Raw genomic sequence first — 20,690 nt, 5'->3', positions numbered from 1 at the left:
CGCGGACGAACGCTCGCGCATGGCAGACCTCACCGACTTCCAGACGGACGCCATCGAGATGATCGGCGCGGACGCGGAGTCGCCGACGGCGGTCATACAGATGGGCGACGAGGGCGGCGCGAACATGCTGCTCAACGACGGCGAGTTCGCCACGCGGGGGCCGAACCCGCAGTTCGACCTGCTCGCGGCGTACGTGCTCCACCTCGCGAACGAGAACGACCGCTCCGTCGGCGAGGTGTTCGAGGCCGTCGACGAGCGCCTCGAACTCTGGAGCGAGGAGGGCGGCATCAGCGTCGGCCACGAGGAGCGCTAGTTCAGCGTCCAGAACGCGTAATTGAGGTACGCGGCGAAGGACACCCACGCGAGGTACGGGACGAGCAGGTAGCCCGCGACTCCGCGGACGCGGTAGAACGCCGCGAGCGTCGCGGCGATGAGCGCGAGGAGCGCGGCGATGACGGCGAGGCCGCCCTCGATGTTCTCGCCGCCGAAGAAGACGAGCGTCCAACTGACGTTGAGGACGTACTGCGCGAGGAACAGCCCGAACGCGACGGCGCGCTTCCGGCCCGTGCCGTCCCGCAGGACGAGGTAGGCGGCGACGCCGAGGAGCGTGAACAACAGCGTCCACACCGGCCCGAACACCCAGTTCGGGGGCGCGAGCGCCGGCCGGGCGAGCGATTCGTACCACGTGCCGGCGCCGGTGGCGGTGACGAGCGCGGGCGCCGCGCCGACGGCGTTACAGACGACGACGGCGAGCGCGATTCCGGGGAGGTCGTCCCGTGTCAGGTCCATGTCGGGACGACGCGCGCCAGCCCTATGAAGGTCAGTCGCGGAGCGCCTCGGGCGGGCCGCCGGGCAGGTCGCCGCGGCCGTGGGACGCGACGAAATCGGGGTTCGGGCCGGTCGGCACGATGCGCTTGGGGTTGAGGTGGCCGTGGCTCCGGTAGTAGTGGTTCTTCACGTGGTCCATGTGGCAGGTCGCGGCGACCTCAGGGAGCTGGTAGAGTTCTCGGAGATACGGCCAGAGGTTGTCGTAGTCCGCGACGTGGCGGCGGTTGCACTTGAAGTGCGTGTGGTACACCTCGTCGAAGCGGTAGAGCGTGGTGAACATCGCGACGTCCGCGAGCGTGAGGCGGTCACCGGCGAGGTAGCGCTGGTCGGCGAGCACGTCGTCGTAGTGCGAGAGCGCCTCGAAGACGTCGTTGACGGCGTTGTCGTAGGCGCGCTGGGAGTCGGCGAAGCCGGCGCGGTAGACGCCGTTGTTGATGGGGTCGTAGATGTCCTCGATTAGGCGGTCGACTTCGTCGCGGTAGCCCTCGGGGTAGAGGTCGACGTCGCGGGCGGCGAACTCGTCGAAGGCGCCGTCGAGCATCCGCATTATCTCCTCGCTCTCGTTGTTCACGATGGTCTCCTCCTCGGTGTCGAAGAGGACGGGGACGGTGACGCGCCCGGAGTAGTCGGGGTCGGCCTCGGCGTACACCTCGCGGAGGTACTCCGAGCCGTAGAGGTGGTCCGGGGTCGAGCCCGGCACGTCCGGGTCGAACTCCCAGCCCTGGTCGTAGCGCACGGGGTCGACGACGCTCACCGAAATCGCGTCCTCCAGCCCCTTCAGCGCGCGAACGAGCAGGGTGCGGTGGGCCCACGGGCAGGCGTAGGAGACGTAGAGGTGGTAGCGCCCGGACTCGGCGGGGTAGTCCTCGCCCACCCAGTCTCGGAAGGAGGTCTCCTCGCGCTCGAACTCGCCGTTGTCGTCGTGTTCGAGCATCTCCTCGTCGGTGTGCCACTCGCCGTCGAGCATCCGTCCCATGGGCGACACGAACGCGTTCGCGGGTTTAGGCGGTGGGGGAAGCGGCCCGACTCGCCCCCAGTCAGACGTAGGCTCGCACGTAGTTGTCGTACTCGACGCCGGTCTGTTCCTTGATGCAGATGCCGGCGTACAACACGTCCTCGACGACGACGGGTGCGCCGTAGGAGCCGTGGTAGACGTCGACCGGGATGTCGAACGTCACGGAGCCGTCGGCGACGTCGAGCGCGAACAGCGGTTCGCCGCCGACGTAGAGCGTGTCGCCGGCGACGGTCATGCCGGACATCTGCGTGCGGTCGCTGGCGGCGCGCCACAGTTCCTCGCCGCCCGCGCCGTACGCGACGATGTCGCCGGCGGTGAGCGCGAACAGCCGGCCGTCGGCGTACGTCGGGCGGCTGTAGATTCGGTTCGTGGCGTCGACCGTCCAGTCGGTGTCGCCGTCGGGGGTGAGCGCGTGAATCGTGCCGTCGCGCGCCGCGACGAACACGCGGTCGTCGGCGACGACGGGCGCGACGTACAGCGGGGCGGTGGTCGACACCGACCAGTCCACGTCGCCGGACTCGGGGTCGAGCGCGTACAGCGCGCCGGTCTTCGAGCCGTCGTTCGCGAGGTGCGTCGCGGGAACGTAGACGGTGCCGTCGGCGACCGCGGGCGTGCCCGTAATCGTGCTCCGAGGGGTGTCGGGCACGTCGAACCGCCAGCCCTCGCTCCCGTCGGCGCGGTCCAGCGCGCGCACGAACCCCGACCCGCCGGCCTTCGCGGCGACGTAGAGGCGGTCGCCGTCGGGCGCCACCGTCGACGTGGCGGGGAGTTTCGTCTCCCAGCGCACGCCGCCGTCGGCGGGGTTCAGCGCGCGCACGTAGCCGGGGGCGCCGTTGTTCACGCCGCCGGCGTCCTTCGCGACCGTGTAGAGGGTGTCGTCGCGGTACGTCGGCGCGAAGTGGTGGGCCATCGCGTCGAGGTCGGTGCGCCACGCGCGCTCGCCGGTGGCGGCGTCGAACGCCCACATGAACTGGTCGCTCCCGACGAAGACGCGGCCGTCGGCGACCGCGGGTTCGCGGAGCGTGTAGATGCCCTCGACCGACGAACTCCACACCTGCGAGGGGTCGTCGCCGACGCCGGACGCGTCGGGGTTGAAGCCGCTGTGGCCGGTGTCGTAGCCGTACGTCGTCCACGCGCCGTCGCCGGACAGCGATATTTCGGGGGCGTCGGAGCCGGCGGCTGTCTGCGTGGTCGTCGTCGCGTCGGGGTCGTCTGCCGGCGCGGTGCAGCCCGCGGCGGCGGTGGCGGCGGCACCACCGAGCGAGGCGAGGAGGGCGCGACGGGAGAGCCGTCGAGTCATCGTGACGTGGTTACGAGTGACACGGCGTAAGGCTGTCGCTCAATCGCACCGAGCGACGCCGCGGTCAGCAACGCGTACGCATCCGACGATTTCGCGGCGGAAAATCGGGCTGGCTGGCGGTTCTGGCACTCGCTAGTCCCGGAACTGTTTTACTCGTTCGTCGGCCACCTACACCCAATGAGCGACCTCGAATCGGAGTACCGCCTCGATTACTTCGAGGAGGAAGGATTCGAGCGCCGGGAGTGCACCGAGTGCGGTGCGCACTTCTGGACGCGCGACCCCGACCGCGAGACCTGCGGCGAACCGCCCTGCGAGGACTACCAGTTCATCGACGACCCCGGCTTCGGCGAGGAATACAGCCTCACGGAGATGCGCGAGGAGATGCTCTCGTACTTCGAGACCGAGGGCCACGAGCGCATCGACCCGTACCCGGTCGCCGCGAACCGGTGGCGCGACGACGTGCTCCTGACGCAGGCGTCGATTTACGACTTCCAGCCCCACGTCACGAGCGGCGAGTCGCCGCCGCCCGCGAACCCCCTCGTCGTGAGCCAGCCCTGCATCCGGATGCAGGACATCGACAACGTCGGGAAGACGGGCCGGCACACGATGGCCTTCGAGATGCTCGGCCACCACGCGTTCAACGCCGACGACGGCACCGACTACGCCTACGAGGGCGAAGTCTACTGGAAGGACCAGACGGTCGAATACTGCGAGGGGCTCCTGGAGTCCGTCGGCGTGCCGCTGGACGAAGTGACGTTCATCGAGGACCCGTGGGTCGGCGGCGGGAACGCCGGCCCCGCCTTCGAGGTCATCTACAAGGGCCTCGAACTGGCGACGCTCGTCTTCATGAGCCTCGAACTGGACCCCGACGGCGAGTACGAGATGAAAGACGGGAACACGTACTCGCGGATGGACCGCCGGGTCGTCGACACCGGCTACGGCGTGGAGCGCTGGACGTGGATGAGCCAGGGCACCGCGACCGTCTACGAGGCCATCTACCCCGAGACCATCGACTTCCTCAAGGAGCGCGCGGGCATCGAGCACACCGACGAAGAGCAGCAACTCGTCCACCGCGCGGCGAAACTCTCTGGCAACCTCGACATCGACGAGGTCGAGGACGTGCAGGCGGCCCGCGACAACATCGCGGACAAACTCGACGTCGACACCGACTACCTCTCGGAGTTGGTCGAACCTCTCGAGGACATCTACGCCATCGCGGACCACAGCCGCGTCCTCGCGTACATGTTCGGGGACGGCATCGTGCCGTCGAACGTCGGCACGGGCTACCTCGCGCGGATGGTCCTGCGGCGCACCAAGCGCCTCGTGGACAGCGTCGGCGCGGACGTGCCGATGGACGAACTCGTGGACATGCAGGCCGAGCGCCTCGGCTACACGAACCGCGACACCATCCGGAGCATCGTCAGAAGCGAGGTCGAGAAGTACGCCGAGACCCTCGACCGCGGCGGCCGGAAGGTCGAACAGCTCGCCGAGGAGTACGCCGAGCGCGGCGAACCCATCCCGACCGAGGAACTCATCGAGTTGTACGACTCCCACGGCATCCAGCCGGACATGGTCGCGGACATCGCGAGCGAGGTGGGCGCCGAGGTGGACGCCCCCGACGACTTCTACTCGCTGGTCGCCGACCGTCACGACGAGGCGGGCGGCGCGGCGGGCGGCGAGGAGGCCGACGAGCGCCTCGCGGACCTCCCGGAGACGGAGGCGCTGTACTACGACGACGCCTACCGCTCCGAGTTCGAGGCCGTCGTGCTCGACGTGTTCGAGCGCGAGGAGGGCGACGACACCGTCTACGACGTGGTGCTCGACCAGACGATGTTCTACCCCGAGGGCGGCGGCCAGCCCGCCGACCACGGCACGCTCTCGACCGACGACCACGCCGTCGACGTGTTCGACGTGCAGGAACGCGACGGCGTCGTCCTCCACCGGACCGACGAGAACCCCGGGAAAGGCGAGTTCGTGCGCGGCCAAATCGACGTGGAGCGCCGCCGCCGCCTGATGGCCCACCACACCGCGACGCACGTAGTCGTCCACGCCGCCCGCGAAGTGCTCGGCGAGCACGTGCGGCAGGCGGGCGCCCAGAAGGGCACCGACTCCTCGCGCATCGACATCGCGCACTTCGAGCGCCTCGACCGGGAGACGGTCAAGGAAATCGAGCGCGTCGCCAACGACATCGTCACGGAGAACACGTCGGTCCAGCGCGAGTGGCCCCACCGCCACGAGGCCGAGGAGAAGTACGGCTTCGACCTCTACCAGGGCGGGATTCCGACGGGCGAGAACATCCGCCTCGTCCACGTCGCGGAGGACGTGCAGGCCTGCGGCGGGACGCACGTCGACCGCACCGGCGAAATCGGGACCATCAAGATTCTGAACGCCGAGCGCGTGCAGGACGGCGTCGAGCGCCTGACGTTCGCCGCGGGCGCGGCCGCCATCGAGCACGTCCAAGAGACGGAAGACGACCTGCTCGCGGCCGCCGACACGTTCGACGTGGCGCCCGACGAGGTGCCGGAGACGGCCGAGCGCTTCTTCACCGAGTGGAAGGAACGCGGCAAGCAGATAGAGGACTTGAAAGAGCAACTCGCGGAGGCCCGGGCGTCGGGCGGCGGCGCCGGCGAGGAGGTCGAGGTCGCCGGCACGACGGCCGTGATTCAGCGCGTCGACGGCGACATGGAGGAACTCCGCGCGACGGCGAACGCGCTCGTAGAGAGCGGCAAAATCGCGGTCGTTGGCTCCGGCGCGGACGGCGCGCAGTTCGTCGTCGCGGTGCCCGACGGCGTGCCCGTGAACGCGGGCGAGGTCGTCGGCGAACTCGCGGGGCGGGTCGGCGGCGGCGGCGGCGGTCCCGCGGACTTCGCGCAGGGCGGCGGCCCGGACGCCGAGCAGTTAGACGACGCACTCGACGACGCGCCCGAGATTCTGCAGACCGTCGCGAGCGCCTGACTACGGCGTCCTCGCGGCGCGAACCCGGACCGTTCCCGTATCCACGACGTTCTCGCTGGCGTCCACCGCGAGCAGCGAACTCTCTTTCCCGACCGGCAGGAACACAGAGACGCCGGTCTGTCCGGGACGCACGTCGCGAGTGCCGGTGACGCTCCCGGCGGTGGCGACCACGATTTCGCGGACTCTGCGGTCGGTCGCCGCGTCGGGCGCGAGCGAGACGGTGGCGGCGACGCGGTTCGCGCCCCACGACACCGACTGGTCGCGGCCGACGCCCGTGAAGACGACGCCGGAGAGGTCGGCGTCGACGCGGAGTCGGGTGGCGACACAGCCGGCGCTGGCGAGCGCGGGCGCGGCGGCGAGCGCGGCGAGGAAGCGACGGCGCGAGTGTACCATGCGTCGAGTGACGGACGCGCGCCCCAAGCCGTCGTTTACCAGAAAGCGACGGGGTGGCCGTCAGTAGTCGGCGTCGCCGACGGCGTCGAGGCCGAGGACGCGCTCGGCGGCGGCGGCGACCTCGGCGGCGTGCTCGTCGGGCGCGTAGACGCCGAAACGCCACTGCACGCGCTGGGACTCCTGCATCCCCTGCACGAGCGGGCTCTGTTCGTCGAGGCGGCGGACGGCCCCGTCACCGGACTGCGTCCGGCCGTTCGAGGCGCTTCGCGACTCGGTGTTGACGGCGACGCGCACCGATGACTCCGGCATCGACGGACTGCCGGGGTTGTCGACGACGACTTCGCGCTCGGGGACGCCAGCGGTGTCGGCGATATCGCGCTCGAACTCGCGGACGGCCTCGTAGTCGGCGGCGACCACGTCGTCGGGGACGGCGCCGCGTTCCACCCAGACGGCGCGCTTGAACAGGTCGCGGTCGCGGACGCGGCGCGCGGTGTCGGCCGTGGCCTCCTCGTCGCGGAGCGCGCCGAGCAGTTCGGCGTCGGTCATCCGCGCGAACGTCTCCGGGGCGAGGTCAGTGGTGTCGAGCAGGCGCGCGCCGGCGCGGTCGAGCATCGTGCCGGCGATGCGGGAGACGTGGTGGCGGTAGACGGTGGCGTTCATGAGCGCGCGCCCGACGAGCACGCTCTCGGCGGTGGCGACGTTCCCCTCTGCGAGCACGAGTTCGCCGTCGCGGAACGTGAGCGCGCGCAGCAGGCGGCCGTGGTCGATGGTGCCGTAGGGAACGCCGGTGTGGTGGGCGTCCCGCACCAGGTAGTCCATCCGGTCGACGTCCAGTTCGCCCGCCACCAGTTGGCCGAGGCGGCCCTCGCCGGAGACGACGGCGGCGACCCGGTGGGGGTCGAGGCCGTGGTCGCGGAGCACGTCCCCGACCGGGCCGCCGGCGAGCAGGTCCTCGACCTCGTCGTGGTGGCGACCGAGGCGGCGCTGGATGATGCCCTCGGTCTGGTGGCCGTACGGGCCGTGACCGACGTCGTGGAGGAGCGCGGCGGCGCGGACGGTGTCGGCGCGCGCGCCGGAGACGTCGAGGTGGTCGAGCGCGCGGTCGGCGAGGTGGTAGACGCCCAGGGAGTGCTCGAAGCGCGTGTGGTTGGCCGACGGGTAGACGAGCCGAACCGTGCTGAGTTGCTTGATGTGGCGGAGTCGCTGGACGGCGGGCGTGTCCAGCAGGGCTTCGGCCACGCCCTCGACCTCGATGTAGTCGTGGACGCTGTCCTTGATGGCGCGCATTCACTCGCAGGTGGCGGGCGCGCGCCAAAGGTGGTTCGACCGAGCGCGGCGCCGCCGGGAGCAGTCCGGTGGACACCGGCCGGCGGACGACGGCCATCTATCGGAGTCGTCACGAAACCTACTTAGTCGAGAGCGCGCTACGTGTGACCACACCACGGTTCCGCGGGGAATCACGGTGCAGAGGCACCACCGAATCGATGACCGAAGACACCAGCGAACGAGCGACGGAGCGAATCGGCCCGTCGAGAGCGAGCGAACGAACGCAGTACTCGTGGACCGACGCCGAGACGCCGAGCATCGGCGTCGTCGAGGCCGTGGCCGCGGCGACCGACAGCGACGTCACGGACCTCCCGCAGCTCGCGGACACCCTCGACCCGGACGCGCTGAACGACGTCCTCGCCGACGCCGGTAGCGACGTCCACATCTCCTTCGAGTACGCGAACGCTCACGTCGCCGTGAGCAGCGCCGGCACCGTCACCGTCGGTGTCGAGTGACCGGCGTCCGCGACGCCGACAGCACTGGCCGGCGGCGAAACGACCTTCCGCCAGCGGCCGCTACTGAGACGCGATGAGTCGCCCACGCGTCGCGTTGCTAAACGCCGCCCACGAACCCGCGGACACCGCGCGGAACTTCCGCCGCGAACTGGACGCCGACCTCGTGGAGTTCCACGCCGAGCGCGGCGAACTCCCCGAGAACGTCGAGTTCGACGGCGTCGTCGTCACTGGGTCTCGGTCGTCGGTGTACTGGGACGACGACTGGATTCCGCGCCTCGTGGAGTACGTCGCCGACGCCCACGACGCGGGCGTCCCCGTGCTCGGCGTCTGTTTCGGCCACCAGGTGCTCGCGGAGGCGCTCGGCGGCACCGTCGAGGACATGGGCGAGTACGAAATCGGCTACCGGGAGGTCGAGCGCACACGCGACGACCCCCTCTTCGAGGACGTGCCCGAGTCGATGACGGTGTTCACGACGCACTCGGACGCCGTGACGAGGCTGCCGCCGGGCGCCGAACTGCTCGCGGAGAACGACTACGGCGTCCACGCGTTTCGGGCCGACCACTCCGTCGGCGTCCAGTTCCACCCCGAGTACGACAACGAGACCGCCGAGGAACTCACGCGGAACAAGGAGTTGAGCGACGAGCGCGAGGCCGACGTGCTCGCGGGCATCACGCCCGAGAACTACGCCGCGGCCTGCGAGGCCAAGCGCCTCTTCGAGAACTTCACCGCCGGCCTCGCGGAAGCGCGGGCGGCCGACTAGTCGGATTTCCGGCGTGTGCGGCACAGACTAGCAGGCTTTTTCACCGCCGCCCCCCGACTACTGTGCATGCTCGACTACGTGGGACTGGAGGCAGACCTGTCCTCGGAGGAGCGGCTCATCCGCGACACCGCCCGTGAGTTCGTCGACGAGAACGTCCGCCCGGACATCGGCGACCACTACGTGGACGGGACGTTCCCGACCGAACTCATCCCCGAGATGGGGGAACTCGGCTTCTACGCGCCGAACCTCGACGGCTACGGCCTGCCGAACGTCGGCGAGAAGGCCTACGGCCTGCTGATGCAGGAACTGGAGGCCTGCGACTCGGGGCTGCGCTCGATGGCGAGCGTGCAGGGCGCGCTCGTGATGTACCCGATTCACGCGTTCGGGAGTGAGGACCAGAAGGAGCGCTGGCTCCCGGACCTCGGCGCCGGCGAAGCCGTCGGCTGCTTCGGGCTGACCGAACCCGAACACGGCTCGAACCCCTCCGGGATGGAGACGAAGGCGGAGGCGGACGGCGACGAGTACGTCCTGAACGGCTCGAAGACGTGGATTACGAACTCCCCAATCGCCGACGTGGCGGTGGTGTGGGCCCGCGACCACAGCGAGGCCGACAACCCCGTCCGTGGCTTCCTCGTGGAGACCGAGCGCGACGGCGTGACGACGAACAAGATAGACGAGAAACTCAGCCTGCGCGCCTCCATTACGGGCGAAATCGGCCTCCAGAACGTCCGCGTCCCGCAGGAGAACCGCCTCCCCGGCGTCTCCGGGATGAAGGGGCCGCTGTCCTGCCTGACGCAGGCCCGCTACGGCATCGCGTGGGGCGCCGTCGGCGCGGCCCGCGACTGCTTCGAGACGGCCCGCGACTACGCCACCGACCGCGAGCAGTTCGACCAGCCCATCGGCGGCTTCCAGATGCAACAGGACAAGCTCGCGGAGATGGCGACCCAGATTACGACGAGCCAGCTGCTCGCCCACCGGCTCGCCGACCTGAAGGAGCGCGGCGACCTGCGCCCCCAGCACGTCTCGATGGCGAAGCGAAACAACGTCCGGATGGCCCGCGACCAAGCCCGCGTCGCCCGCGAGATGCTCGGCGGCAACGGCATCACCACGGACTACCCGCCGATGCGCCACATGGCGAACATGGAGACGGTGTACACCTACGAGGGCACCCACGACATCCACACGCTGATTCTCGGCGAGGACCTCACGGGCATCGCCGCGTACCAGTAGCCGTTTCACCCCCGACAAGACACTTATCCGACCCGCGAAAATCGTCGGTAATGGCTTCCCGTAGACGCTTCCTCCGAGCCGGCGGTGTGGCGCTCGCCGCCGCAATCGCGGGCTGTTCCGGCGGCGGCGAAGGCCCCGAGACGGTCGAGACGAGCACCGACGAACCGACGACGGACGAGACGACAAGCACGCGACCCACGAGACGGCTCGACGCGACGCCAGTGGACGGCGCTGACGTGCCGGACGGCGCGACGGTCGCCGTCGCCGAGCCGGACCTCCACCAGTTGGTCGCGGACGCCGCGAGCGCCGAGGGGCGCGCCGACCTCGCGCGCACCGGCGACGGTCCGGGGTCGGACGCAACGCTCGCGCTCGGAACGTTCGATTACGTCCGATTCCGGGGCGAGACGTACGACCCGAGCACGTCGTTCGCGGGGTTCGCACAGGAAGCGGGCTACCAGTACGACCTCGTGGAAGCGAACGAGAGCGAAGTCGAGGGCGAACCGCTCCGGTACGCCGACCTGACGGAGAGCGAACGCGACATCGCGGACGCGATGCTGAACGACTCGTACTCGGTGGGCCACCACGAGGAGAAGCCGGCCGCCGCCGAGACGTTCGAGCCACAGGACCACCTCCGGGTGGAGAACGCGACCTACCGGGTTCGCGTGACGGTCGGCGACCACGCCGCCCACCACATGCTCACGCTCGACGCCGTGAGCGTCGGCGAAGGTGCGCGCGTCGTCACCGTCCTCGACCGCGCCCCCGAGTCCGAGTGGACAGACGAACTCCGCGCTGCCGTGGAGACGGGTAACACCGGCCTCGACGGCGTCGAAGACGCCGACGCGCTCGCGGACTACCTCGACGGCGCCGACTACGTCGTCACCGCGACCGGCGTCGCCGAAATGCAGGTCGTGCGCGTCGTCGAGTAGACGCGACCCGAACAGTTTTGTCCGGGCGCCGACTCGGGTAGCGTGTCTTCTCCCGGCCGTAGCGGCGGCGCCGTGCCGCTCGCGGCCGGTCGTCGCACGTGACGCGGCGAACTCATGCAATCGACACGAGACGCACTCGCGGCCGACTTCGAGGCGTACCGAATCGAGCGACGGCTACACGACGTGCCGCCCCACGAGGTCCACGAGGTGACCGTCGACGGCAACCGAGCGGTCTGCAAGCGCGACACCGGACCGACCGGGCACGCGGGCGTCGAGGGGCGCGCGACGGCGTTCGTCGGCGAGCACACCGACGTCCCCGTTCCCGACGTGCTGGCGGTCGGCACCGGACACTACGTCGCGGCGTGGCATCCGGACGCGCCCAGTCCGGACGGCGAGCACGACGCGGACGAAGCGTGGTCGCGGGCGGCGGGCCGAGGACTCGCGACGCTCCACGCGCAGACCGCACCGCACCTCGACGGCTACGGCGAATTCGGGATGGCAGGCGACGACCTCGCGCTCCCCGAGGCGGATATCTGGCGGGACGCCGCGCTCGCGGTGGTTCAGGCGCGACGGGACGTACTCGCCGAGCACGGGCACGCGGACGTGGCCGACGCGGTTCTCGACTTCCTGCGCGAGCACCCCGGCGCGTTCGCCGGGGCCGGCGACTCCGCGCTCTGTCACGGCTGGTGGACGCCCGCCCACGTCGCGGTCTGCGACGGCGAAGTGGCCTGCGTCGTGGACTTCGAGCACGCGCTCGCGGCGCCCGGCGAGTGGGACTACTGGCGGACAGTGCTCCCGGCGTTCGACGGCGGCGACGCGCAGGCCGCGTTCCGCGCCGGCTACGAGTCGGTACGCTCGCTCCCCGACGGCTTCGCGGCGCGGCGACCGCTGTACGTCGCGTTAATCGGGACGTACTACGTCGAGTCGCTGTACGTGCAGGACCAGCACGGCCCGGAGGCGACGGCGGCGCGCGCCGACTTCCTCCGGGAGTCCGTGTTCGACGCGCTCGACGCGCTCGCTTAATTTCTCGCGGGCGGGTCGTCGCGCGCTATTTTCCCGAGCAAGACGCGACGGTCGGCGCCCGCGCGGTACAGTTTCTCGCGGAGCCACGCGTACCCCGGGACGGCTCGGAGAATCGAGAAGGCGGGCCCGAGCGCGGGGAAGTCGTGGACGAGCGTGCGCTCGACGGCCTCGCCACACGAGTAGACGGCGTCGTCGGTGAGGAGGTGGGCGCAGTTCTCGTAGTCGTCGGGGAGGCGCGCGAGTTGGTCCGGCGTGAGGTCGGTGAAGCCCACCGTCTCCACGTCGCCGTGGCGCGCCGCGAAGTTCGCACACCACGTGCAGAAGCCGCAGTCGTCGTCGAACACGAGGCGGGGCGGATGGGTCATTACTCGAAGCGTCCCGTGACCGCGCCACACTCCTCGCAGACGGCGCGAATCTCGGAGCGGTCGTCCGCGAGTTCGAGCGCGTGCAGCGTCTCCTCGCCGCAGTCCTCGCACGCCCGGAGTATCTCGGTGTCCCCGGACTCCTGTGGCGCGCCGATTGCGAGCGCTCGCACGCGTTCCTCGCCGCGGTTCACGCCGCGCTGGAACTCGCCCGGTCCGAAGCGCACGAGTTCGCCCGCGCTGACTTCGACGTCCTCGTCGAGCGTGCGGAACGTCACGGTGCCGTCGAGCACGTAGAATATCTCCTCCTGTTTCTCGTGGGCGTGGAAGCCGTACGCGAAACTGTCGCCCGGCGCGAGCTCGTAGAAGTTCAACGCGGCGTCGGCGGCGCCCAGCGCGTCCGTCAGGGGGAGGCTCCGGTCCGCCGGCCCCATCCGGGAGTCGAGGTCGTCGAGGCGTACCTTTCGCATACCAGAGGGAAGCGTCGGCGCGCGCATAAGCCTGCGGGATGGCTATGGAACAGTGGTGTCGTGGAGTCTGCGCTTCGGAGATTTAGCGTGTCCTACGCCTCGAAAGCCCCGGCGCGCTGAACTCGGGGGCACCGGAAGACTCGCTTCGTTCGTCTTTCGAGGTCACGCTCGGTCCCCTCGCGTGATTCTCGCTGTGCGCGCTCTCGGTGGTCGCGTGCTTGCGTCGTCCGCCGTCGCTCAGCGCGCCGCCCCTTTCGGATTCCCTCCGTTACCAGCTGACCAGCCAGCAGATTCCGGCCACCTGACGAGCCGGTGGCGGGCGGACTGAAAGGGGCGACCGTGTCCGGGAAGCACGCCGCTGCAAGCACTGGAGTGAGCGAAGCGAGCGAAGGGCGCAGCGAGGTGCGCGAGCGGACACGGTCGGGGCTTTCGAGGCGTCGTGGAATCCAGTAGCAGGACAGTACCACGGAACAGACCAAAACCACGTACCCGAACACGTCTCCCAGAGGATTCATACCGCCAGCCGGCGGAGGTTCGGTATGGCAATCGACCCGCAGTTCACGGAGAATCGCGAGCAGGTGGACTCGCACAAGGGCCACGACGTGTGGGGGCCGGTGGAGGAGCCCGAGAAACTGGGGATTCACGGCACCCACGTCGCCGTCGACTTCGACATCTGCATCGCCGACGGCGCCTGCGTCGAGGACTGTCCCGTCGACGTCTTCGAGTGGGTGGACACCCCCGACCACCCCGAATCCGAACTCAAAGCCGACCCGGCCAACGAGAGTCAGTGTATCGACTGCATGCTCTGTGTGGACGTCTGTCCCGTCGACGCAATCGACGTGGACGCGGGCCGGACGTAGAAGGAGAGGGCGTTACGACCGCTCGATTTCGAGCTGCTCCCGGAGTCGCTGGAGGGTCTCGCTGTCGGAGAGTTCGTCGAGTTGGTCCTGGAAGTGGTCCTCGCAGACGCCGACCTTGATGCCGCCTTTCTCGACGGTGAGGTCCGCACTCCGGTCGCAGTAGTGACACTGCATGCACGGGGTTTGGGGCCGAGGCCACCTGAACCTCACGGCAGGGGCACTACAGGTGCATGCGGACGGTCTCGTAGGCGACGCGGGAGAGGCCGGCCTTCCCGAGGGTGCGCTCGTGGGCGTCGCTCCCGCCGGTGGCGAGCAGGTCGAACTCGTCGATGGCGGCGTCCACGAGCACGTCGCCGTCCTCGGCGGGGTCGTCGCCGACGGGTCGGTCGTAGGGGTAGTGGCGTTCGACGGCGTCGAGGTCGCGACAGAGGCCGAGGGCGGTCTGCGGGTCGTCGTAGCGCAGCGGGTGGGCGAGGCCGACGAGACCGCAGGCCTCCGAGAGCAGTTCGACGCCCGTCTCGAAGTCGGGGACGTCGCGCGCGACGAAACACGGGCCGTCGTCGGCGATGAGGTCGTCGAAGACGGCGCCGAGTTCGTCGTAGTCGGTTTCGGGGTGGTCGACGACGGCGCGCGCGATGTGCGGGCGACCCAGTCCCTCGCGGGATTCGAGGCCGAGGTCGACGCCGAGGGTTGTTTCGACGTTCTCGATGATTCGGGCGCCGCGGGTGCGGCGGTCGCGCTGGATGCGGTCGGTCTCGGCGACGAGCGCGTCGGTGCGCCGGGCGCCGTAGCCGAGGAGGTCGACGCGCTGGTCGCCGGCCTCGACGCGGAGTTCGATGCCGTGGACGACGTCGACGCCGCCGCGTTCGGTGACGGGCGCGTCGAGGTCGGGGTGGAGGCGGTCGTGGTCGGTGATGGCGACCGCCGAGACGCCGGCGTCGCGGGCGGCGGCGGGCACCTCGTCGAGCGCGAGGGTGCCGTCGGAGTTGTCGGTGTGGACGTGGAGGTCCGCGTAGACCATACGGGACGGCGGGCGCGCCGCCACCTAAGCGGCGCGGTCCGAGAAAAATAAGGGCCCTATTACTATCATGATTGTTGATGCAGAAACCTCTTGTATGGGCTCCACATCCCAACGAACGATGACCCTCAGAGAGACCGCAGACGTCCTGACGGCCCAAGATTACCCGCTGACCGCGGCAGAACTGGCGTCCGCCTGCGGCGACCACGAACTCGACGAGGCGGACGGCGGCGAGACGCTGCGTGCGGTCATCGCGCGCACCGGCGAGGACCGCTTCGAGACGGCGACCGAGGCGACGTTCGCGGTGTACGGTGCGGTGGGCGAGAGCGCCGTCGGTCGCGTCGGGTACAGCGACCGCGACCCGACGCCGATGGGCGTCGACGGCCCCGAACCGGTTTCGTTCTGAGTCCAACCCGCGTGAACATCCGTTACATTCATACTTACCAACCGCAAACGTGCTTGTTGTTGCCATGTCAATGGGTGCCTATGACGAGGACGAGCACGAGCGCCGCGAGGCGAAGAACAACGGCGTCGAAGTGAGCGACGACGACACTCGTACGACCTACGAGGGCTCCGTCGAGTTCGACTCCGGCGACTCCGCAGAGGACCTCATCGACCAGTTCCAGCAGATCAAGAACTAGTCGGCCTGTTCTAGCGCGTACAGCGACGCGGTCGCCACAACCGCCACCGCCACCACGTGTCCCGCCACCGCGACGACCAGCGGCGGGTGGTCCCAGACGAACGGCACCAGGACGGACTGTAGGAGCCCGAAGCCGAGCGTCCGCCGGTCGACGGCAGCGAGGCGCGCGCGGGCGTCGGCGTCGAGGTCCTGCGTGACGGAGCGCCAGAGCGCCACGACCGCCGCCCACCACCCCGTCCCGATGCGGTAGCAGACGTCCCACAGCACGAGCAGGCCGAGCGCCGCCGGGAGGACGGGCGGACGCTCCCCGAGCAGGGAAGCGAACAGCGTCGCGCCGTCCCGCGGGTCCCAGACGAACAGGTACGTGAGCAGGGCGACGTACGCGACGACGCCGAGCACCACCTCGATGCTCGAGGAGAACAGCAGGCGGCGGTAGCGCTCGGGGACGCCGGGCGCGCGCGCTCGGTTCCCGATGTCGAGCATGAACGCGCTCCCCGCGGCCGCGACGAGCACCGCCGCCGTCCCCGGCAGGACGGCTCCCGGCAGGTCGTAGGCGAACGCGAGCGCGAGCACGCCCACCTCGAAGATGGCGAACTGGATGACGACGGCGTGCCGGTCAGCGATGTCGATGCCGGGAATCGCGCCGACGATGCTCTCGTACACCCACGTCTCGCCGTACACCGTCGTCGGCGTCGGCGCGCCCGACTGGCCGGCGTCCTGGTCGCGTTCGGCCTCACGCATCGACATCCGCCTCGTCGACAGCGCTCTGGTCGGCGCCGTCGTACTCCGCGAGTGCCGTCCGCGCGGCGTCGTCGAACGGCGTCAGGTCGACGTCGACGGCCTCGGTGATGCTGTCGTCGGTGACGACGACCGGATTCTTCAGCCCGTGAATCAGGGGGTGGGCGACGCTCCGGGGCACGTTCGTGACGAGGTCGACCCAGTACGTCGAGAGCTTCGGTGACAGCACGGGCACCGGGAGGATGTAGAGGCGCTTGCCCGCGATGGCGGCGGTGCGTTCGAGCATCTGCTGGTAGGACAGGACTTCCGGGCCGCCGATTTCGTACGTCTCGCCCGCCGTCTCGGGGGCGTCGAGGACGCCGACGAGGTACGCGACCACGTCTCTGACGGCGATTGGCTGGCAGGGCGTGCGCACCCACTTCGGCGTCACCATCACGGGCAGACGGTTCACGAGTTGGAACACCAACTCGAAACTCGCGCTCCCGGCGCCGACGATGACCGCCGCGCGCAGCGACGTCAGTTCGAAGTCGGCGTCCGCGAGGATGGCTTCGACCTCGCGGCGCGAGCGCAGGTGCGGGGAGAGTTCGGCGCGCTCTTCCCCGAGACCGCCGAGGTAGACGACGCGCTCGACGCCCGCGGCGTCCGCGGCGTCCACGAAGTTCCGTGCCGCCCGGCGGTCGCGCTCCGCGAAGTCGCCGCCCGTCCCCATCGAGTGGACGAGATAGTAGGCGGCGTCGACGCCGTCGAAGTCGCCGTCGAGCGAGTCCGGGTCGAGCAGGTCGCCCTCGACGACCTCGACGCCCTCGGGCGGGTCGTACCTCGCGGGGTCGCGAACGAGCGCTCGCACGTCGTGGCCGGCCGCGACGAGTTCGGGGACCAGTCGACTGCCGACGAAGCCGGTGGCGCCCGTGACGAGTACGCGCATACCGTCACATCGGGCGGGTGACGCTTAATTATCGAGGGCGTCCCATCCCGGCGTTTCGGGTGCGCCGCGAGCGTCCTCGACAACCTCGCCGAGACCGGGGTCGGGTTCGTCGCGGTCGGCGCGGCGAGCCCACTCCCGGACCGCCTCGCCGACCCACGATTCGGCGTCGCGCGCGGTCTCGAACGCGTTCCGTCGGCGCTCCGGTTCGACGGCGGTGGTGCCGGGCGCGCTCGCGGCGGCGACGGCGACGAAGTGCGCGCGGTCTCGGTCGGTGAGGTCGCCCGCCGCGAGCCGGTCGAGGACGCCGTCAGGGAGGCCGCCGGGGTCGGGGTACGCGAACACCTTCTCGCCGACCGCCTGCGGCCCGAACAGCAGACTCGACAGGTCTTCCGGGGGTTCGTCGTCGAGCAGGCGCTCGCCGCCGACGCGCGCCTCCACGCGCTCGCACTCCGTCGCCACGCCGAGCGCGAGGTTGTGGCCGGGGTACTCCGCGCACTCCTCGGGGTAGACGTTCGAGTCATGAATCCGACACTTCAGGGTCTCGGGGTCGAGGAACGCACAGGACGGGAGCCAGTGCGGGTCGGCGCCGAACGGCGCGACGGGCTTCGGTGGCTTCCGCAGACCGACGAAGAACGCGGGCTTCCCCTCGATTGCGGCGACCTCGCGGCCCTGCACGTCGACGCTCGGGCCCTCGCGAGCCGTCCAGAGCCGCGGCGTCATCGCGTCCCCGAGCCCCGCGTCAAGGAACGCTCGCACGTCTTCGCGGGTCAGCGGCACGAGGTTGTACGCGTCGTCTAACGGCTCCTGCGGGCCGCGGCGCTCGTGGTTGGCGCGCTCGGGTACGTCGGCGAGCGCGCGCCAGTCCACACAACAGCCAGCGCAGTTCTCGCAGTCCACCTCCATGTACAGGTGTTAGTGAAACTAGGTGTTGTGCGTGGTGTCGGTTTGTGTGGTCGCTGGTGGCTGGAAACGTGTGGGGAGGAACGTGAGATGCTGTCGTTCGGTACTCTGTCGACGAGTCCGTCGAAATCCCGGCGACCCCTTGAATTCCCGGCCTGCTACCGGCTGACCAGCCGGCCGATATCGAGCCTGTCGAGCACCCGGTATCGGGCGGACTGAAAGGGGCGGCGTGCTCGTGAGTCGAGGCGACGCAAGCACCACAGCGACCGGCGGGAGCGAGGAGCGTGGTTCGAGAGAGCAAAGCTCTCTCGTCATCACGAAAGGCGCTACGCGCCTTTCGAACGACAGCGAGCCGCAGGCCACGAGCACGCCGGGGCTTTCGAGGAGAAATCCACAGCGGAGCGCCCACGTGGAGTGACCACGACGTGGGAGCGAAAAGCGACTCACTTGACTAGAGGCCAAACGGTTTGCGGACAGAACGCAAACGAGAGCCATGGCCGAGCACTGCGATGCGTGCGGGGAGGAGGTGCGTCTCGCCGGCGGCATCGCGAACATCTGGACGACCGAGCAGACGCGGACGGGCGGGATGACCCTCGAGTTCGAGGACGGCACAGAGCACTTCCTCTGTTTCGACTGCATCGAGGCGTTGCCGGACGAGCCGAGCGAGAGCGACGTCGAGGGCTTGAAGGGATGAGATTATCCGGGCGGCGCGCCTGCGTCCGACAGTGAAACCCGGTCGCATCGTCGCCGAGTTCCCCGCGCCCGAGTTCCGGGGCGCCCAGGAGCAGGCGCTGGCGGACATCCGGGACGCCTTCGAGTCGGGGAACGACGTGGTATTGGTGCGCGCGCCGACGGGGAGCGGGAAGAGCCTGCTGGCGCGCGCCATCATGGGCTGTGCTCGCGAGGTCGAGGACGCCGACCCGACCGACGCGACGGGCGCGTACTACACGACGCCGCAGGTCAGCCAACTCGACGACGTGGCCGAGGATGACCTACTGGAGGACCTGAAACTGATTCGCGGGAAGTCGAACTACACGTGTATTCTGCCCGGCGAGGAGGACACGCCGGTCGACCGCGCGCCCTGCGCTCGGGAACGTGGCTACGACTGCGCGGTGAAACACCGGTGTCCGTACTTCTCCGACCGCGCCATCGCGTCCTCGCGGTCGAACGCGGCGATGACGCTCGCGTACTTCATGCGGACCGCCGGGAGCGAGGTGTTCCGCCGACGCGACGTGTGTGTCGTGGACGAAGCCCACGGCCTCGCGGAGTGGGCGGAGATGTACGCGACAATCGACCTGAACAGCCGGACGGTACCGGTGTGGGAAGATGTGCGCGTGCCCGACCTCGACGGGAACGTGGACAAGGCGGTGGACTTCGCGGAACACCTTTCGCGGGTCTGCGAGGCGGCGAAAGACGAACTCGTCGGGCAGGACGAACTCACCGCCGAGGAAGCGGGGCGCCGGGACCGCCTGCAGGAGTTGCTCTCCGAACTCGATTGGTTCGTGGAGGACTACCGAGACCCCGAGTCGGGGACGACGTGGGTCGTCGACGCCGACGACCGGTCGGTCACCATCAAGCCGATGGACCCGGAGCGCTACCTCCAGCACACGGTCTGGGAGCGCGCGAACAAACACGCCCTGCTCTCGGCGACGATTCTGAACAAGGACGCGTTCTGCCGGAGCGTCGGCCTCGACCCGGCGAACGTCGCGCTCGTCGACGTGGAACACACGTTTCCGGTAAAGAACCGCCCGCTGTACGACGTGACGCAGGGGAAGATGACCTACGAGCACCGCGACCAGACGCTCCCGAAGGTGGCCGAGACGGTGGTGCGCGTGATGGCGAACCACCCCGACGAGAAGGGCATCGTCCACGCCCACTCCTACGACATCGCGGAGAAACTGGCGGGGAGACTTGAGGAGTTCGGGGTCGGCGACCGCGTGCGAACCCACGACTCGGACACGCGCGACGCGGAACTCGAACGCTGGAAGGCGAGCGACGACCCGGAGGCGTTCGTCGCCGTGAAGATGGAGGAAGCGCTCGACCTGAAGTACGATTTGGGGCGCTGGCAGGTGCTCTGCAAGGCGCCGTTCCTGAACACGAACGACTCGCGGGTGGCGGCGCGGCTCGCCGACGGCCAGTGGGCGTGGTACTACCGCACCGCGCTCAGGACCGTGATTCAGGCCTGCGGGCGCGTCGTCCGCGCGCCCGACGACCGGGGCGCGACGTACGTCGCCGACTCCAGCATTCTCGACTTGTTCGAGCGCGCCCGCACCGATATGCCCCCGTGGTTCCGCGACCAGGTCGACCGGATGAGCGTCCCGGACCTGCCCGACGTGGACGCGTCGGCGGCGCTCGGCGAGACGACGACGAGCGTCGACCAAGTGGAGCGCACCCGGCAGACGGAGCGCGCGCCGTCCTCGGGGGCGGGCGCGAGCACGGACGACGGCGGCGCGAGCGACGGGAGTGACGAGGAGACGACGGACTCGCGCGTCTCGGGGCCGATGGCCGACGTCTGGAACACCGAGTAGGTTAGAACGAGAGCGCGTAGACGACCGACGACCCGAAC

24 protein-coding genes are annotated in these 20,690 nt (G+C 69.6%); 12 read left to right on the top strand and 12 right to left on the bottom strand.

The features are described 5' to 3' along the window. The first annotated feature begins 19 nt into the window (after positions 1-19). Positions 20-313, top strand: coding sequence for a hypothetical protein (locus LT972_RS14475; protein ID WP_232571093.1), 294 nt, complete (start codon positions 20-22; stop codon positions 311-313). Here the strand turns inward: LT972_RS14475 and LT972_RS14470 are convergent. The 3 genes from LT972_RS14470 to LT972_RS14460 all read right to left on the bottom strand — a co-directional run bounded on the left by LT972_RS14470 (position 310) and on the right by LT972_RS14460 (position 3,143). Further along, positions 310-789: a TspO/MBR family protein gene (locus LT972_RS14470; RefSeq protein ID WP_232571092.1), complete on the bottom strand. Its 480-nt coding sequence runs from the start codon at positions 787-789 to the stop codon at positions 310-312. The genes LT972_RS14475 and LT972_RS14470 overlap by 4 nt on opposite strands. A 31-nt stretch (positions 790-820) precedes the next feature. Then, positions 821-1,804 (bottom strand): glutathione S-transferase family protein, encoded by a 984-nt coding sequence (locus tag LT972_RS14465; protein ID WP_232571091.1) that lies wholly within the window; start codon positions 1,802-1,804, stop codon positions 821-823. Between the two features lie 61 nt (positions 1,805-1,865). Beyond that, positions 1,866-3,143 carry an outer membrane protein assembly factor BamB family protein gene (locus LT972_RS14460; RefSeq protein WP_232571090.1) on the bottom strand — a complete coding sequence of 426 codons (1,278 nt, stop codon included), beginning with the start codon at positions 3,141-3,143 and terminating at the stop codon, positions 1,866-1,868. A 177-nt stretch (positions 3,144-3,320) separates the two neighbouring features. Here LT972_RS14460 and alaS point away from each other — a divergent pair, with 177 nt between their 5' ends. Then, positions 3,321-6,098 carry an alanine--tRNA ligase gene (alaS, locus tag LT972_RS14455; protein WP_232571089.1) on the top strand — a complete coding sequence of 926 codons (2,778 nt, stop codon included), beginning with the start codon at positions 3,321-3,323 and terminating at the stop codon, positions 6,096-6,098. Here the strand turns inward: alaS and LT972_RS14450 are convergent, their stop codons facing one another. Beyond that, on the bottom strand, positions 6,099-6,491 hold the full coding sequence (locus tag LT972_RS14450; protein ID WP_232571088.1) for a hypothetical protein: 393 nt from the start codon (positions 6,489-6,491) through the stop codon (positions 6,099-6,101). Between the two features lie 60 nt (positions 6,492-6,551). After that, a complete protein-coding gene (locus LT972_RS14445) occupies positions 6,552-7,778 on the bottom strand; it encodes an HD domain-containing protein (RefSeq protein ID WP_232571087.1) in 1,227 nt (408 codons plus the stop codon). A gap of 197 nt (positions 7,779-7,975) precedes the next feature. Between LT972_RS14445 and LT972_RS14440 the strand changes: the two genes are divergently transcribed. The 5 genes from LT972_RS14440 (at position 7,976) to LT972_RS14420 (ending at position 12,211) form a co-directional block, all read left to right on the top strand. Further along, positions 7,976-8,272 carry a HalOD1 output domain-containing protein gene (locus LT972_RS14440; RefSeq protein ID WP_232571086.1) on the top strand — a complete coding sequence of 99 codons (297 nt, stop codon included), beginning with the start codon at positions 7,976-7,978 and terminating at the stop codon, positions 8,270-8,272. Positions 8,273-8,345: 73 nt separating this feature from the next. Then, positions 8,346-9,032 carry a type 1 glutamine amidotransferase gene (locus LT972_RS14435; RefSeq protein WP_232571085.1) on the top strand — a complete coding sequence of 229 codons (687 nt, stop codon included), beginning with the start codon at positions 8,346-8,348 and terminating at the stop codon, positions 9,030-9,032. Positions 9,033-9,098: 66 nt separating this feature from the next. Continuing rightward, complete coding sequence (locus LT972_RS14430; RefSeq protein ID WP_232571084.1) at positions 9,099-10,262, top strand: acyl-CoA dehydrogenase family protein; 1,164 nt, start codon at positions 9,099-9,101, stop codon at positions 10,260-10,262. Between the two features lie 50 nt (positions 10,263-10,312). After that, positions 10,313-11,188 carry a hypothetical protein gene (locus tag LT972_RS14425; RefSeq protein WP_232571083.1) on the top strand — a complete coding sequence of 292 codons (876 nt, stop codon included), beginning with the start codon at positions 10,313-10,315 and terminating at the stop codon, positions 11,186-11,188. A gap of 114 nt (positions 11,189-11,302) precedes the next feature. Continuing rightward, positions 11,303-12,211 carry a phosphotransferase family protein gene (locus LT972_RS14420; protein WP_232571082.1) on the top strand — a complete coding sequence of 303 codons (909 nt, stop codon included), beginning with the start codon at positions 11,303-11,305 and terminating at the stop codon, positions 12,209-12,211. Here LT972_RS14420 and LT972_RS14415 read toward each other — a convergent pair. Both LT972_RS14415 and LT972_RS14410 read right to left on the bottom strand, forming a co-directional pair. Further along, on the bottom strand, positions 12,208-12,576 hold the full coding sequence (locus LT972_RS14415; protein WP_232571081.1) for a thiol-disulfide oxidoreductase DCC family protein: 369 nt from the start codon (positions 12,574-12,576) through the stop codon (positions 12,208-12,210). The genes LT972_RS14420 and LT972_RS14415 overlap by 4 nt on opposite strands. After that, positions 12,576-13,043, bottom strand: a complete 468-nt coding sequence (locus LT972_RS14410; RefSeq protein WP_232571080.1) for a cupin domain-containing protein — start codon at positions 13,041-13,043, stop codon at positions 12,576-12,578. Before LT972_RS14410 ends, LT972_RS14415 begins: the two co-directional genes overlap by 1 nt. Before the next feature lie 539 nt (positions 13,044-13,582). Here LT972_RS14410 and LT972_RS14405 point away from each other — a divergent pair. After that, positions 13,583-13,903 (top strand): 4Fe-4S dicluster domain-containing protein, encoded by a 321-nt coding sequence (locus LT972_RS14405; RefSeq protein WP_232571079.1) that lies wholly within the window; start codon positions 13,583-13,585, stop codon positions 13,901-13,903. A 12-nt stretch (positions 13,904-13,915) separates the two neighbouring features. Here the strand turns inward: LT972_RS14405 and LT972_RS14400 are convergent, their stop codons facing one another. Both LT972_RS14400 and LT972_RS14395 read right to left on the bottom strand, forming a co-directional pair. Continuing rightward, entirely contained in the window at positions 13,916-14,077 is a 162-nt protein-coding gene (locus tag LT972_RS14400; protein ID WP_232571078.1) for a DUF6757 family protein, read from the bottom strand. 46 nt (positions 14,078-14,123) lie between these two features. Further along, a complete protein-coding gene (locus tag LT972_RS14395) occupies positions 14,124-14,924 on the bottom strand; it encodes a PHP domain-containing protein (RefSeq protein WP_232571077.1) in 801 nt (266 codons plus the stop codon). Positions 14,925-15,042: 118 nt separating this feature from the next. On the opposite strand from LT972_RS14395, the gene LT972_RS14390 reads away from it, so the two are divergent. Next, entirely contained in the window at positions 15,043-15,327 is a 285-nt protein-coding gene (locus LT972_RS14390; RefSeq protein ID WP_232571076.1) for a DUF5789 family protein, read from the top strand. A 64-nt stretch (positions 15,328-15,391) separates the two neighbouring features. Continuing rightward, the gene (locus LT972_RS14385; protein WP_232571075.1) at positions 15,392-15,562 is read left to right on the top strand and encodes a DUF5786 family protein; all 171 of its coding nucleotides are present in this window, start codon (positions 15,392-15,394) and stop codon (positions 15,560-15,562) included. Here LT972_RS14385 and LT972_RS14380 read toward each other — a convergent pair. The 3 genes from LT972_RS14380 to LT972_RS14370 are packed head-to-tail and all read right to left on the bottom strand — an operon-like array spanning position 15,559 to position 18,127. Further along, on the bottom strand, positions 15,559-16,302 hold the full coding sequence (locus LT972_RS14380) for a DUF7530 family protein (RefSeq protein ID WP_232571074.1): 744 nt from the start codon (positions 16,300-16,302) through the stop codon (positions 15,559-15,561). The two genes, LT972_RS14385 and LT972_RS14380, sit on opposite strands and share 4 nt — an antisense overlap. After that, positions 16,295-17,224, bottom strand: coding sequence for an NAD(P)H-binding protein (locus LT972_RS14375; protein ID WP_232571073.1), 930 nt, complete (start codon positions 17,222-17,224; stop codon positions 16,295-16,297). The genes LT972_RS14380 and LT972_RS14375 overlap by 8 nt, the downstream gene beginning before the upstream one ends. A 24-nt stretch (positions 17,225-17,248) precedes the next feature. Next, a complete protein-coding gene (locus tag LT972_RS14370; RefSeq protein ID WP_232571072.1) occupies positions 17,249-18,127 on the bottom strand; it encodes a YkgJ family cysteine cluster protein in 879 nt (292 codons plus the stop codon). Positions 18,128-18,617: 490 nt separating this feature from the next. On the opposite strand from LT972_RS14370, the gene LT972_RS14365 reads away from it, so the two are divergent. After that, positions 18,618-18,818 carry a DUF7561 family protein gene (locus tag LT972_RS14365; protein WP_232571071.1) on the top strand — a complete coding sequence of 67 codons (201 nt, stop codon included), beginning with the start codon at positions 18,618-18,620 and terminating at the stop codon, positions 18,816-18,818. Positions 18,819-18,849: 31 nt separating this feature from the next. Next, positions 18,850-20,652, top strand: coding sequence for a helicase C-terminal domain-containing protein (locus LT972_RS14360; protein WP_232571070.1), 1,803 nt, complete (start codon positions 18,850-18,852; stop codon positions 20,650-20,652). Positions 20,653-20,690 lie beyond the last annotated feature (38 nt).

It is taken from the genome of Halobacterium litoreum (genome assembly GCF_021233415.1).
Classification (GTDB): Archaea; Halobacteriota; Halobacteria; order Halobacteriales; family Halobacteriaceae; genus Halobacterium; species Halobacterium litoreum.
The sequence above is the reverse complement of the archived record's forward strand: the minus strand, read 5'-3'. Positions and strand labels throughout refer to the sequence as shown.